This is a genomic window from Streptomyces catenulae, from assembly GCF_000718015.1.
GTDB classification, from domain to species: domain Bacteria; phylum Actinomycetota; class Actinomycetes; order Streptomycetales; family Streptomycetaceae; genus Streptomyces; species Streptomyces catenulae.
Window position 1 is genome coordinate 21177 of record NZ_JODY01000006.1, and the last position, 13427, is coordinate 34603.

General features: G+C 73.2%; 12 protein-coding genes. 3 read left to right on the plus strand and 9 right to left on the minus strand.

What is annotated here, in order from left to right:
- Nucleotides 1–53 precede the first annotated feature (53 nt).
- Both IF23_RS0107980 and IF23_RS0107985 read right to left on the minus strand, forming a co-directional pair.
- Nucleotides 54–1652 carry an alkaline phosphatase D family protein gene (locus IF23_RS0107980; RefSeq protein WP_030281305.1) on the minus strand — a complete coding sequence of 533 codons (1599 nt, stop codon included), beginning with the start codon at nt 1650–1652 and terminating at the stop codon, nt 54–56.
- A gap of 239 nt (nt 1653–1891) precedes the next feature.
- Complete coding sequence (locus IF23_RS0107985; RefSeq protein WP_030281307.1) at nt 1892–2632, minus strand: VOC family protein; 741 nt, start codon at nt 2630–2632, stop codon at nt 1892–1894.
- Between the two features lie 305 nt (nt 2633–2937).
- Here IF23_RS0107985 and IF23_RS0107990 point away from each other — a divergent pair, with 305 nt between their 5' ends.
- Both IF23_RS0107990 and IF23_RS33915 read left to right on the plus strand, forming a co-directional pair.
- Entirely contained in the window at nt 2938–3684 is a 747-nt protein-coding gene (locus IF23_RS0107990; protein ID WP_030281309.1) for a GntR family transcriptional regulator, read from the plus strand.
- A 369-nt stretch (nt 3685–4053) separates the two neighbouring features.
- Nucleotides 4054–4302 (plus strand): hypothetical protein, encoded by a 249-nt coding sequence (locus IF23_RS33915; RefSeq protein ID WP_157847982.1) that lies wholly within the window; start codon nt 4054–4056, stop codon nt 4300–4302.
- 352 nt (nt 4303–4654) lie between these two features.
- Here the strand turns inward: IF23_RS33915 and IF23_RS0108000 are convergent, their stop codons facing one another.
- From IF23_RS0108000 to IF23_RS0108015, 4 genes are all read right to left on the minus strand, one after another.
- A complete protein-coding gene (locus tag IF23_RS0108000; RefSeq protein WP_030281311.1) occupies nt 4655–5812 on the minus strand; it encodes an ROK family protein in 1158 nt (385 codons plus the stop codon).
- An 88-nt stretch (nt 5813–5900) separates the two neighbouring features.
- Nucleotides 5901–6464, minus strand: a complete 564-nt coding sequence (gene mug, locus IF23_RS0108005; RefSeq protein ID WP_030281312.1) for a G/U mismatch-specific DNA glycosylase — start codon at nt 6462–6464, stop codon at nt 5901–5903.
- A gap of 2 nt (nt 6465–6466) precedes the next feature.
- Nucleotides 6467–7900: an adenylosuccinate lyase gene (gene purB, locus IF23_RS0108010; protein ID WP_030281314.1), complete on the minus strand. Its 1434-nt coding sequence runs from the start codon at nt 7898–7900 to the stop codon at nt 6467–6469.
- Between the two features lie 100 nt (nt 7901–8000).
- Entirely contained in the window at nt 8001–8771 is a 771-nt protein-coding gene (locus tag IF23_RS0108015; protein WP_030281316.1) for an SGNH/GDSL hydrolase family protein, read from the minus strand.
- A 76-nt stretch (nt 8772–8847) separates the two neighbouring features.
- Here IF23_RS0108015 and IF23_RS0108020 point away from each other — a divergent pair, with 76 nt between their 5' ends.
- The gene (locus IF23_RS0108020; protein ID WP_030281318.1) at nt 8848–9471 is read left to right on the plus strand and encodes a TetR/AcrR family transcriptional regulator; all 624 of its coding nucleotides are present in this window, start codon (nt 8848–8850) and stop codon (nt 9469–9471) included.
- Nucleotides 9472–9543: 72 nt separating this feature from the next.
- Here the strand turns inward: IF23_RS0108020 and IF23_RS0108025 are convergent, their stop codons facing one another.
- From IF23_RS0108025 to IF23_RS0108035, 3 genes are all read right to left on the minus strand, one after another.
- Nucleotides 9544–10767: an FAD-dependent oxidoreductase gene (locus IF23_RS0108025; protein WP_030281320.1), complete on the minus strand. Its 1224-nt coding sequence runs from the start codon at nt 10765–10767 to the stop codon at nt 9544–9546.
- Between the two features lie 183 nt (nt 10768–10950).
- Nucleotides 10951–11970: a hemolysin family protein gene (locus IF23_RS0108030; protein WP_030281322.1), complete on the minus strand. Its 1020-nt coding sequence runs from the start codon at nt 11968–11970 to the stop codon at nt 10951–10953.
- Nucleotides 11967–13310 (minus strand): hemolysin family protein, encoded by a 1344-nt coding sequence (locus IF23_RS0108035; protein ID WP_030281324.1) that lies wholly within the window; start codon nt 13308–13310, stop codon nt 11967–11969. The genes IF23_RS0108030 and IF23_RS0108035 overlap by 4 nt, the downstream gene beginning before the upstream one ends.
- Between the last annotated feature and the right edge of the window lie 117 nt (nt 13311–13427).

Sequence of the window (13427 nt, forward strand, 5' to 3'; positions counted from 1 at the left end):
AAGAGGCGCAAGAAGGGTAAGTTGCCCAAAGGGTTCGTTCGTGACATCGGGGCCTACTGTCCCACTCGTCCCGGCTGCAGTACCTGGCTGAAGAGCACCTCGTCGCCCTCCCGCCCGTCACCCGGACCGCTGTCCCGCCGCAGCCGGACCGTCAGCTCGCCGCTGCCGCCGTCGATGTCGATCTCACCGAAGTACTGCGGCGACTCCGCGGGGGAGGTGTTGGCGCGGTCCGGTGCCTGGACGAACGCCTGGCGCGGACCGAACGTGCCGTCCAGCGCCACCGCCGGGAAACCGCCCGCGTGCAGCGGCCCCGACACGAACTCCCAGAACGGCGCGAAGTCCTTGAACGCCGCCCGCTCGGGTGCGTAGTGCTGCGCCGAGGTGTAGTGCACATCCGTCGTCAGCCACACCGTGCCGGTGATCTTCCGGTGCTTGATGTGCCGCAGCAACTCGGCGATCTGCAGCTCCCGGCCCAGCGGCGCGCCCGGATCACCCTGCGCCACCGCCTCGAAGTTCTCCTTGCCGTCCGGCACGACCAGCCCCAGCGGCATGTCCGACGCGATCACCTTCCACACCGCACGCGAACGCGACAGCTCCCGCTTGAGCCAGCGCAGCTGCTCCGCGCCGAGAATGCCCTGCGGGTCGTCGGTCTGCCGCCCGGGCGAGTTGGCGTTGCGGTAGCGGCGCATGTCCAGCACGAACACGTCCAGCAGCGGACCGTGGCGCACCACGCGGTAGACCCGGCCCTCGCCGCCGGGCCGCAGCGTACGGATCGGGAAGTACTCGCCGAACGCCCGCAGCGACCGCGCCGCCAGCACATCGGCGTCCTTGACGGTGTACCGGTCGTCGTCCAGCAGCTGGCCCGGGTACCAGTTGTTGTGCACCTCGTGGTCGTCCCACTGCGTGATCGTGGGGACCTGGGCGTTGAACGCCCGCAGATGGTGGTCCTGGAGGTTGTAGCGGAACGCCCCGCGGAACTCGTCGGTCGTCTCGGCGACCTTCGCCTTCTCCTCGGTCGTCACATTCCGCCAGATCCGGCCGTCGGGCAGGGTCACCCGCGCCTCGATCGGGCTGTCGGCGTAGATGTTGTCGCCGCTGCACAGGAAGAAGTCCGGGTCGCGGCGGCGCATGTCCTCGTAGATGCGGTAGCCGCCCCGGTCGGGGTTGATGCCCCAGCCCTGCCCGGCCAGATCGCCCGACCACAGGAACCGCACACCGTCGCGGCGGTGCGCCGGGGCTGTCCGGAAGGTGCCGGTCAGCGGCTCACCGGAGCGCCGCGGGTCGTCCGGGTCGGCGAGCCGCACCCGGTAGTGGATCTGCCGACCGGGCGGCAGACCGTGCACCGCGGTGACGCCGGTGAAGTCGGTACCGGCGCCGACCACCGGGCCGGTCCAGGTGCGCGCGTCACGGAACGCCTCGGTCGCCGCCGTCTCGACGATCATCCGGGCCGGACGGTCGGAGCGCACCCACACCAGCCCCGACGTCGCCGTCACATCGCCGACCTGGGTGCCCCACCGGGCCGCGGGACGTCCGCTGCGGGCCTGGGCGGGCGCGGCGCAGGACAGGGTGGGCAGCGTCAGGGCGGCGGAGCCCACCGCGGCGCCGCGCAGCAGTGTCCGCCGTCCGAATCCGCCGCCGGATCCCGGTGCCATCAGATACCTCCGTGAAGTCGCACAAATGAGCTGACGTCCCGTTCGTACAGCGCCACGGTGCCGGATCGGCCAACTCCCGGTGAACTCCGGCCGACCGCCACCACCGCGCACCGGCCCATGGTGGCAAGCCCGCGCGGTCGGGGCCACCCACCGGAAGGGACCTTGACGGCTCCGCTACACGGCACGCCGCGACCGCTGTCCGGACTCCCGGCGCCGCCCGCCCCGGCGCACGGCCCCCGTCAGGGCAGCGCACAGACGCAGAACTCGTGGCCCTCCGGGTCGGCCAGCCATGTCCCCGCCGTCTCGCCCCGACCGCCGTCACGGCCGGTCGCACCGAGCCCCCGCAGCCGGGCCACCTCCGCCGCCGGGTCGTCACCGGGGTCCGGCAGCAGGCCGAGACGGACGCGGTCCGGCACGGTCTCCGCGGCGGGCGTCCGGAGGAATTCGAGGTACGGGCCGGTGCCCCGGGCGTCCCGCAACGCCGCCCGCCCGTCGGTCACTTCGCACACCGTCCAGTCCAGCGCCCCGTCCCAGAACCGGGCCATGGCCCGCGGGTCCGCGCAGTCGACCACCACCGCGGCGAGCGGCCCGGTGCCCCGGTAGACCTCCCGGGGCTCCAGCACACAGAGCTCGTTGCCCTCGGGGTCGGCGAGGATCGCCCACGGCACCTCGCCCTGACCCACGTCGACGGGGGTCGCACCGAGTCCCGTCAGTCGCGCGACCAGCTCCGTCTGATGGGTCGCGGAGGCGGTCGCGAGATCGAGGTGCACCCGGTTCTTCGTCGCGGTCCTGGCATCCGGTACGGGAACGACGCGGAGGTGGACGGCGGCCGGGTCCGGCCGGGCGGCGGCGCCCTCGGGGGCGACGGAGGTCGCGGTGCCGGAGGGGCGGGCGGTCCAGCCGAGCGCCGCCGCCCAGAACTCCCCGACGGCCGGGGCGTCGAGGGCCGTGATGTTCACCTGAACAGGTCGCAGTGCCATGACCGCGATCCTATGCAGCGGTTCCCCGGCGACCGCCGCCCGTGGCGGGCGGCGGCAACGGTTCGGGGCGGCGCCGACCGCTCGTCCACCGGGGCACTCGGCCCCGCCGGGTGAACTGCCGCGCCTCCGTGCCCTCCCGACGATTCCCCCACTCCTGGCCCATTGGTCTTGACCAAGGGTGGGGGCGGGCCTATCGTCGGCGATACTGCAACAACCTTTAATAAAGAAGCGCTCATAACCGGTCCGCCCATGGACAGCGGGAGCGGAGCGCGGCCCTGCGGGGCACGGCCGAGGCGGAGGACAGGGTGGGGACCACGCAGCTCGAAACGGTGCCGGAGCCGAAGTACTGGCACCTCAAGACCGTACTCAGCGAGGCGCTGGACTCGGAGTTCTCCGTCGGCGAGATCCTGCCCAACGAGCGTGATCTGGCGGCCCGGTTCGGCGTCGCCCGGGCCACGCTCCGGCAGGCGCTGGAGCAGCTGGAGCTGGAGGGCCGCCTCCAGCGCCGCCGCGGGGTGGGCACCACCGTCGCCCCGCCGCGCGTCGGCGTCGCCGTCGACCCGGCCCGCCACACCTGGCCGGGCGCCGCCGGGGACGACTGGGAGCCCGTCGACGCCGGTACCACCGACACCCTCCCGGCACCCGTCGCCCGCCTGCTGGAGGCCGGGGCGGGCGCGCCCGTGCACGTCGTCCGCCGCAACCGCGTCACCGCGGGCCGCCCGGTCGCCGCCGAGCTGCTGTACATCCCGGCGGTGGTGGTCCCCGGCTGCGCGGAGATCGCCGCGGTCAGCGCCCCGGCCCGGGCCCGCGCCGTGCTGGACGCGCTGGCCGCCCGTGAGCTGGAGGGCCAGGACCGCACCGTCGAACTGGGCTCGGCCAGCGCCGAGGACGCCAAGGCGCTCGACCGGCTGCCCGGTGCGCCCGTCCTCGTCGTCACCACCCGCTACGTCTCCGGTGGCCGCCCCGCCGCCGTCGCGGTCTCCACCTACCGCGCCGACACCTGCCGCCTCACCTTCGGCGAGAGCGCATCGGTCTCCCTGCTCGCCGGCTGACCCGCCGCCGCGGACCTCGGGCCCGTACCGCCACCCGGCGGTACGGGCCCGAGGCGTTTCCGGGCGGGCCGCCACGGGGCGAGGGGGTGGCCCGCACCGCTCCCGTAGCGGAGCGACGCCATTCGGGGATGCGGAATGGGTGAATCGGAAGGTGGACCCATTGTTCTTTCCTTGAAATGAAAATAAGGACGCCAGGAATATCGTATGTCCGGTCGGGGCCGGAAATGAATGCTGCCCTGGTCGGAGTGGGTGCGAAGCCAAAGATCACGCCATTCCCCTTGTCGGGGAGTTTTTTGCGAATGGCGAAAGGCGGGCCCGGGTACCCCATCGTGCGAAGGGGAAATGCAGAAAAAACGGGAGGGAAAGATCATGGCTGGTCCTTACGGTGTCGCACCGAACGAGGTCAAGGGAGGCATCCCCACGTGGGCGGGTGGTCGGGAGACCACGGTGAAGGTCGAGTGCGAGACCGACGGACGGTTCGAGATGACGGCGGGGGGTTCTCCGACCGAGACCAGCGACGTCAAGAAGGGGCACAACGAGTTCAAGCGCGGCTTCGGCGGCGTCACACTGTCGGTCAAGAACCTCACCTCCAAGAACATCACGGTGTCGACCGAGTAGCCGCACCTGCCTTGGATGTGCGACACCGACCGGGGGGGGGGAAGGGAAATGCCGGTCGCCGCGGCGTAGGAAGAGAAGTTCGTATTCCTGCGCGGCGTGACCGGGATTCCGGTAATCCACGTGCACGGGTCGCCCGGAAATCCGGAAAGACGTTCTGGCGGTAAGTGCCGAACGGTCGGCGCCGGATTCACCCGGCCCCGTCGTGCGACGCCGTATTCCTGGCGTCGAACGATGGGGAAAGGCCGGGTGGTCGAATACGGCGGCCCCGCGTCACAGGTCCGGAGAACCAAGGCGGCACAGCGCCCCTGCCTGAGCCGGGCAGGGGCGCATCCGTGTGTCCGCGTCCGCGCCGCTACCGACGCCCCGTCACCGTGCCCTCCACCGCGAAGAGTTCGCCCTCGACATGGTCGAGCGCGAGGCGTAGCGCGCCGGTGGCGACCGCTGTCTCGCCCAGTTCGGAGAGGGCCACCTGCGGTGGGCGCAGGCAGTAGCGGGCCAGTTCGTCGCGGAGCGGGCCGAGGACGCCCGCGAGGCCGGTCGCCCAGCCGCCGATCACCACCAGCTCCGGATCGAGCGCCAGCACCAGCGCCGCCACATGGTGCACCAGCCGTTGCAGGAAGCGGTCCATCGCCTCCTGGGCCAGGGCGTCGCCCTCGTGGGCCAGCGCGAACACCTCGGCGACCTGCGCCTCGTCGAGCGGATGCAGCGGCTTCCCGGTCGTCGACAGCAGCTTCTCCGGTGTCGCCTCCCGGCCCAGCAGATGGAGCGCGCCGATCTCCCCGGCGGCGCCGCCGAAACCGCGGTGCAGCCGCCCGCCGATCAGCGCACCGGCGCCCGGGCTGAGCCCCGCGAGGACGAAGACGACGTCGTCGCTGCCGGTCGCCGCGCCCTTCCAGTGCTCGGCCACCACCGCCGCGTTGGCGTCGTTCTCCACCAGCACCGGGCAGCGGAACGAGCGCCGCAGCCGTTCGCCGAGCGGCAGCCCCGTCCAGCCGGGCAGCGCGGTGCCCAGCCGGACCGTGCCGTCCGCCTCGACGATCCCGGGGCTGCCCACGCCGACGGCCCGCAGGGAGCGGCGCGGCACCCCGGCGCGGCGCAGCAGTTCGGCGACGGCGGTGCGCACCCGCTCCAACCGCTCGTCCGCACCGGCCCGTTCGTCGACGGTGCGCTGGGTGGAGTCCACGACACGGCCGCCGAGGTCGGACAGGAGGACGGAGACGCGGTGCGGGCCGATCTCGATGCCCAGCAGATGCCCGGCCTCGGCCCGGAACCGGAAGCGGCGCGCGGGCCGCCCCTGACGGCGCGCCTCACCCTCCTCGGCGACCGCCTCGGCCACCAGCCCGGTCTCGATGAGCCCTTCGACCACGCCCTCGACCGTCGGCCGGGACAACCCCGTCACCTGGACGAGATCGGTGAGCGTGGGGGAGTCGGCGGCGCGCAGCGCATGCAGCACCACCGCCGAGTTGATCCGTCGCAACAGGGAGGGGTCCCCGCCGGTGAGCCGCCCCAACGTCCGTCTCCTCGCCTCGATGTGTGGCGGATCGTAGCCGGTCAGCACGGTCCCGGCGAGCCCCGGCGGCCCGCCGCGGAGGGCCGTCTCAGCCCGTGGGCGCGGCCTCCTCGTCGAACGCCGCCGCGCGCAGCCGCCCGTACTCCTCGGCCATCGCCGCCACCGTCCACCGGGCGTTGAGGCCACTGGGGTTGGGCAGCGCCCAGATGCGGGTGGTGCCCAGGGTGCGCTCCTGCGGGCCGATCGCCGCGTGCCGGTCGCCGAAGGCGGTGCGGTACGCGGTGACGCCCGCGACGGCCAGCCAGCGCGGGCGCAGCCGCGCCACCTTCTCCGCCAGCAGTCGGCCGCCCTCGCGGAACTCCTCCGCGGTCAGCTCGTCGGCCCGGGCGGTCGCCCGCGCCACGACGTTGGTGATGCCGACCCCGAACGAGGGCAGCTCACCCTGCTCGGCGGGGGCCAGCAGCCGTGGGGTGAAGCCCGCGGCGTGCAGCACCGGCCAGAAGCGGTTGCCGGGCCGGGCGAAGTGGTGCCCGGTGACCGCCGTCATCAGGGACGGGTTGATGCCGCAGAACAGGACCCGCAGGCCGGGCGCCGTCACATCGGGGACGTGACGGCCGCGCCCGGCCTGAAGCTCCTCGGGGGTGAAACCCACGGTCAGAGGATGGCGCCGGGCGTGTACGCCGCGGCCTGCGGGTGCTCCCCGGCGATCTTCCCGATCCGCTCCACCACGGTCGCGACCTGGTCGGCTGCGGCACCGGTGAACGACAGCTTGTCGGCCATCAGTGCGTCGAGCTGCGCCCGGTCCAGCGGGATCCGGGAGTCGGCGGCCAGCTTGTCGAGGAGTGCGTTGCGCTCCACGCCCTGCTCGCGCATGGCCAGCGCCGACGCCACCGCGTTCTCCTTGATCGCCTCGTGCGCCTCCTCGCGGCCCACCCCGGCCCGCACCGCGCCCATCAGCACCTTCGTGGTGGCGAGGAACGGCAGGTAGCGGTCGAGTTCACGGGCGACGACGGCGGGGAACGCGCCGAACTCGTCGAGCACCGTCAAGAACGTCTCCAGCAGACCGTCCAGCGCGAAGAACGCGTCGGGCAGCGCCACCCGGCGGACCACGGAGCAGGACACATCGCCCTCGTTCCACTGGTCGCCCGACAGCTCACCGGTCATCGAGGCGTAGCCGCGCAGGATCACCATCAGGCCGTTGACGCGCTCGCAGGAGCGGGTGTTCATCTTGTGCGGCATCGCCGACGAGCCGACCTGGCCGGGCTTGAAGCCCTCGGTCACCAGCTCGTGACCGGCCATCAGCCGGATCGTCTTGGCGAGCGAGGACGGCGCCGCGGCCAGCTGCACCAGCGAGGTGACGACGTCGTAGTCGAGGGAGCGCGGGTAGACCTGGCCGACGGAGGTGAAGGCGCGGCCGAAGCCCAGGTGGGCGGCGATCCGCTGCTCCAGCTCGGCGAGCTTGGCGGCGTCCCCGCCCAGCAGGTCGAGCATGTCCTGCGCGGTGCCGACCGGGCCCTTGATGCCGCGCAGCGGATAGCGCGCCAGCAGCTCCTCCAGCCGCCCGTACGCCACCAGCAGCTCGTCCGCCGCGGTCGCGAAACGCTTGCCGAGGGTGGTGGCCTGCGCCGCGACGTTGTGCGAACGCCCGGCCATGACCAGCTCGGCGTGCTGGGCGGCGAGCGAGCCGAGGCGGGCCAGCACGGCGACCGTACGGTCGCGCATCAGCTCCAGCGACAGCCGCACCTGGAGCTGCTCGACGTTCTCGGTCAGGTCGCGGGAGGTCATTCCCTTGTGGACCTGCTCATGACCGGCGAGGGCGTTGAACTCCTCGATCCGGGCCTTGACGTCGTGCCGGGTGACCTTCTCGCGCTCGGCGATGGAGGCGAGGTCGACGGTGTCGAGGACCCGCTCGTAGTCCGCGAGGGCCGACTCGGGGACCTCCACGCCCAGGTCCTTCTGCGCGCGCAGGACGGCGAGCCACAGCTTCCGCTCCAGCTTGACCTTGTACTCGGGGGACCACAGCACGGCCAGCTCGGTGGAGGCGTAGCGGCCGGCCAGGACATTGGGGATGCGGGGCTTCGCAGTCACAGCAGTCACATGGCCAGAGTCTACTGTCGCTTTCCGCAGGCCAGCGCCCCGGTCCCGGCTGTACGTTCCTCCAGGACCGCTCCCGGCGGCCGGTGGCGGCTCAGCCGTCGTACGGCAGCAGCGCGGGCCGCTTGGCGGGACGGCCGTCGCCGGAGGAGCGGCCGGTCAGCCGCCGCCCGATCCACGGCACCAGATGTTCCCGGGCGAACCGCGCGTCCGCCGAGCGCCGGGCCCGCCAGCCCGGCGGCATCGCGGGCGGCAGCGGGGCGTCCCAGTCGCTCTCCGCGGCGAACCCCAGCGTCTGCCAGACGGCCTCCGCCACCCGCCGGTGCCCCTCGGCGGTGAGGTGCAGCCGGTCGTCGGCCCACATCCGCGGATCGGCCAGCGCCCGGGAGGCGTAGAGGTCGACGACGAGCGCGCCGTGCCGGGCGGCGACCGCGTCGATGTGCGCGTACAGCTGCTCCATCCGCGGCCGGAAGCGCTCCAGGACCGGGCCCTGCCGACCGGGGCTGCGCATCAGCACCAGCTGTCCGCCGCCCCTGGCCAGGACCGCCGCGGCGGCCGAGAACCGTTCGCAGACCTGCGCCACCTCGCACTTGGGCCGCAGCACGTCGTTGAGCCCGCCGACCATCGTCACCAGATCGGCGCCCATCGCGGCCGCGGGTCCGGCCTGGTCGTCGGCGATCTGGCCGATGAGCTTGCCGCGGACGGCGAGGTTGGCGTAGCGGAAGCCGGGTGTCCGGGCGGCGAGGCGGGCCGCGAGCAGATCGGCCCAGCCGCGGTAGGAGCCGTCCGGCAGGCCGTCCGACATCCCCTCGGTGAAGCTGTCGCCGACCGCGACAAAACTGGTGTAGCGGGCATTCATCTCCATGGCGCGGCGATCCTATCCCGCGGTGTACGGTCACGTACCGACCGGTGTGCACAACGAATGAGAGGACGGGGCCGCGATGACGCCTCGCCGTGGCGCGGCCGGTGCCACGCCGACCTTCACGGAGAGCGCCCGACGGCAGCAGCTGATCGACTGCACGATCGAGCTGATCGCCACCCGCGGCTATCCGGCGACCTCGCTCGCCGCCATCGCGGAGCGCGCGGGCCTGTCCAAGGCGGCCGTCCTCTACCACTTCTCCTCCAAGGACAACCTCACCCGCGCCACGCTCACCCAGGTCCTGGAGGCGTTCGCCGCGTACGTCACCGAGCAGGTGGCGCGGGAGGACGATCCGCGCGAGGCGGTGCTCGCCTACGTCCGGGCGATGGTCGACTACCAGCGGGCGCACCGTAGCCAGGTCCGGGTGATCACCGAGATGCTGCTCGACGACGGGGGCGGCACCCGGCTCAAGACGCCCGGCTCGCACGACACCCACGGCCGCTGGCAGTTCCTGGCCGCGCTGCTCGCCGCGGGGCAGGACGCCGGGCGGCTGCGGCGCTGCGACACCCGCACCGTCGCGCTCGCCATCGGCGGCGCCATCGACGGTGTCATCGCGCACTGGCTGGCCCACCCCGACCTCGATCTGGACGCGGCCACCGCCGAGCTGGAGGCGTTCACGCGGTACGCGATCGAGCCGCGGGACTGAGCGGACGCGCGGCCCGCACGTCCCGGTCCGGGGCGCGGCCGGACCCCCGTACCGCCCGCGCCCCGGACCGGCTCACCCCCGCCGGGCGAACGGCGGGGCGTGTTCCGGGCGGATCCCGAGGGCGCCCAGATAGCCGGTGACCGTCCGCAGCGGCGGCACCCGGCGCAGCAGCCGGAGCATCGGCGGCAGCCGGTTCGCATCGAGGGTGCCGTCGAGGGCGGCGGTGATCAGCCCGTGCTCGGTGTGCTGGGCCCTCTGGGCGACGGCCAGCGGCAGTCGGCGGCGGCGTTGGACGCGCGCCAGATCGCGGACGGAGACGGTACCCGCGCGCAGCGGAGCGGCGAGGATCCGGGCGGCGGCGACGGCGTCCTGGAGCGCGAGGTTGACGCCGACGCCACCCACCGGCGACATGGTGTGCGCCGCGTCCCCGATGCAGAGCAGCCCCGGCCGGTACCAGCGGCGCAGCCGCCCGAAGGTCACCTCCAGCAGCTTGACCTCGTACCAGGAGCCGATCGTGCCGGTCACCTGCGCGTCCCAGCCGAAGAGCGCGCCGAGCCGGTCGCGCAGCCACTGGATGTCCCGGCGCCGCAGCTCGGCGTCGCGCCCCTTGCCGATCAGGTACGAGGTCTGGAAGTAGTCGCCGCGGTCCATCGTGACGGCCGCCTGCCCGCCGCCGAAGCGCGCGAGGACCCGGCCGCCGGTGTGCGCGTCGGCCGGGGCGTCGACGCGGACCTGCCAGACGTCCATCGGTACGTCGAAAAGGTCCTGGCGCAGCCCGGCGGCGGCCGCCACGGTCGAGCCGCGGCCGTCGCAGGCGACGGTGAGGTCGGCGGTGAGGGTGTCGGCGCGGCCGTCCGCCCCGCGCAGCCGGACGCCGCGCACCCGGCCGCCCTCGGTCAGCAGCCCGGTCACCTCGGTGCTCATCCGCAGCTCGAAGGAGGGTTCGGCGGCCGCGGCGCGGGCGAGCAGATCGAGGAAGTCCCACTGCGGCACCATCGCGAGGTACGGATGCCGTCCGGGCAGGTGCCGCATGTCGGCCATCACGACGGTGGTGTCGCCGATCCGGGCCCGCATCTCCGTCAGCCGCGGGAACGGGATCTCGGCGAACTCCGCGCCGAGCCCCAACTCGTCCAGGAGGCGCAGCGTCGAGGGATGGACGGTGTCGCCGCGGAAGTCCCGCAGGAAGTCGGCGTGCTTCTCCAGGACGGTGACCTTCAGCCCCGCCCTGGCCAGCAGCAGTCCGAGCATCATCCCGGCGGGTCCGCCGCCCGCGATGCAGCAGGTGGTGCGTGCCATCTCCGTGCCCCCTCGGTGTCGGCCGCGGCCCCGGGCCACGGCGGAGCGACCGGTCAGGGCGTACGGCGCACCGTCGGCGCACCACGTCTGACCGATCGGTCAGTAAACTAACCGATCGGTCAGACAGGGGGAAGTGCGGGGTGCGTCCCGGCCGTACGGGGGTGCCGTGCGGCCGGGACGGGGTCAGGCCGCCGGTTGCTGGAGGACCAGTTCGCGCAGTACGTCCTCCATCGTTACCAGCCCGTCGAGCGTGCCGCCGTCGCCGATGACCGCGGCGAGATGCGTCCGGGAGCCGCGCATCGCGGTGAGCACGTCGTCCAGCGGCGTCGCCGCCCGCACCCGGGCGATCGGCCGCATCGCCGACACCGGGAACGGCACCTCCCGCGGCATCGCGTCCAGCGCGTCCTTGACGTGCAGATATCCCAGGATCCGGTGGGTGTCGTCGACGACCGGGAAGCGCGAGAAGCCGGACGCGGCGGCCAGCCGCTCCAGGCCCTCCGGAGTGATCCCCAGGCCCGCCGAGACGACCTTCTCCACCGGCAGCACCACATCGCGCACCGGTCGGCGGCCCAGCTCCAGGGCGTCCCGCAGCCGCTCCTTGGCGCGCTCGTCCAGCAGGCCCGCGGCGCGCGAGTCGTCGACCATCCGGGCCAGCTGATCGTCCGAGAACGTCGCCGCGACCTCGTCCTTCACCTCGACCCGCAGCAGCCGGAGCGCCCCGTTGGCCAGCTTGTTGACCGCGAAGATCACCGGGCGCAGCGCCCGGGTCAGCGCCACCAGCGGCGGGCCCAGCAGCAGCGCGGTGCGTACCGGCTCGGCCAGCGCCACGTTCTTCGGCACCATCTCGCCGAAGAGCATGTGCAGATAGGTCGCCAGCGCCAGCGCGATCACGAACGAGACCGGGTGGACCAGCGCGTCCGGCACCGACACCGCGTCGAAGACCGGCTCCAGCAGATGGGCGATGGCCGGTTCGGCGACCGCGCCCAGCACCAGCGTGCACAGCGTGATGCCGAGCTGGGCGGTGGCCAGCAGCGCCGAGACGTGCTGGAGCCCCCACAGCACACGGTGTGCGCGGCGGTCGCCCTCGTCGGCGTGCGGTTCGATCTGGCTGCGGCGCACCGAGATCAGCGCGAACTCGGCGCCGACGAAGAACGCGTTGACGACGAGGGTGAGCAGCCCGACGAAGATCTGCAGCACGGTCATCGGGCGGCCTCCCGTCCCGCCTCACCGGGCGGCTGCGCGGCCGGTGCGCGGAGCAGCACCCGCGCGGCGCGGCGCCCGGACGCGTCGAGCACATCCATCGTCCAGCCCGCCACCTCCAGGGTGTCGCCCTCGGTCGGGATGCGGCCCAGACCGGCGGCGATCACCCCGGCGAGCGTTTCGTACGGGCCCTCGGGCAGCCGCAGTCCGATGCGGGCGAGCTGGTCGGTGCGGGCGGCGCCGTCCGCGTGGTAGAGGGCGTGGCCCTCGGGGTCGCTGCCCGCCGCGGCGAGGTCGGGGGTCTCCATCGGGTCGTGTTCGTCGCGGACCTCGCCGACGACCTCCTCGACGATGTCCTCCAGGGTGACGACGCCCGCGGTGCCGCCGTACTCGTCGATGACCACGGCCATGGTCCGCTTGCCGGAGAGCCGGTCGAGGAGTTGGTCGACCGGGAGGGTCGCCGGGACCAGCAGCGGTTCGCGCAGCAGGTCGGAGACCGGGCGGCGGGCGCGCAGCTGGGCCGGGATGGCCAGTACGTCCTTGATGTGTGCGACGCCGACGACTCCGTCGAGGCTGCCGCGGTAGACGGGGAAGCGGGACAGTCCGGTCGCCCGGGTCGCGTTGGCGACGTCCTCGGCGTTGGCCTGCAGGTCCAGGGCGGTGACCTGGACGCGGGGGGTCATGACGTTCTCGGCGGTGAGACCGGGGAGGTTGAGGGTGCGGACGAACAGCTCGGCGGTGTCCGGCTCCAGCGCGCCCTCCTTGGCGGAGTGCCGGGCCAGCGCCACCAGCTCCTGCGGCCCGCGGGCGGACGCCAGCTCCTCGGCGGGCTCCAGCCCCATCCGGCGCACCGTGCGGTTGGCGGTGGCGTTGAGGTGGGCGATGAGCGGGGAGAACGCGGCGCTGAACGTCCGCTGCACCCCGGCGACCCGCTTGGCGACCGGCAGCGGGCTGGAGATCGCCCAGTTCTTGGGGACCAGCTCGCCGACGACCATCAGGACGACGGTGGAGACCGCGGTGCCGAGGATCAGCGCCACGGACTGGGCGGCGGTGTGCGACAGGCCGATCGCGTCGAGCGGTCCGGCGAGCAGGGTGGCCAGCGCGGGCTTGGAGAGCATGCCGATGACCAGGCCGGTCACGGTGATGCCCAGCTGGGCGCCGGAGAGCTGGAAGGTCAGACGGCGGACGGCCTTGAGCGCGCTCTCCGCACCGCGCTCACCGCGCTCCGCGGCGCGTTCGAGATCGCTGCGCTCGACGGTGGTCAACGAGAATTCGGCGGCGACGAAGACGCCGCAGGCCAGCGTCAGCAGAAGCGCCACGGCCAGGAGGAGCAGCTCGGTCATCGGGTCACCTCCGTCCCATGATCGAACAGGATCCGGAGGTTCGCGCTCTGTCGCGAGCGGGCTCGGCAACTGGGAGGTTCGCCCATGGCTGGACGCTCACACACCTTTCGCAGGGGG

What these genes read in the sequence shown, in the direction of transcription:
- IF23_RS0108015 (WP_030281316.1), bottom strand. Translation starts at nt 8,771, where the DNA reads ATGGAGATGAATGCCCGCTACACCAGTTTTGTCGCGGTCGGCGACAGC.
- IF23_RS0107980 (WP_030281305.1), bottom strand. Translation starts at nt 1,652, where the DNA reads ATGGCACCGGGATCCGGCGGCGGATTCGGACGGCGGACACTGCTGCGC.
- IF23_RS0108025 (WP_030281320.1), bottom strand. Translation starts at nt 10,767, where the DNA reads ATGGCACGCACCACCTGCTGCATCGCGGGCGGCGGACCCGCCGGGATG.
- IF23_RS33915 (WP_157847982.1), top strand. Translation starts at nt 4,054, where the DNA reads ATGGCTGGTCCTTACGGTGTCGCACCGAACGAGGTCAAGGGAGGCATC.
- IF23_RS0107985 (WP_030281307.1), bottom strand. Translation starts at nt 2,632, where the DNA reads ATGGCACTGCGACCTGTTCAGGTGAACATCACGGCCCTCGACGCCCCG.
- IF23_RS0108030 (WP_030281322.1), bottom strand. Translation starts at nt 11,970, where the DNA reads ATGACCGTGCTGCAGATCTTCGTCGGGCTGCTCACCCTCGTCGTCAAC.
- IF23_RS0108020 (WP_030281318.1), top strand. Translation starts at nt 8,848, where the DNA reads ATGACGCCTCGCCGTGGCGCGGCCGGTGCCACGCCGACCTTCACGGAG.
- IF23_RS0108035 (WP_030281324.1), bottom strand. Translation starts at nt 13,310, where the DNA reads ATGACCGAGCTGCTCCTCCTGGCCGTGGCGCTTCTGCTGACGCTGGCC.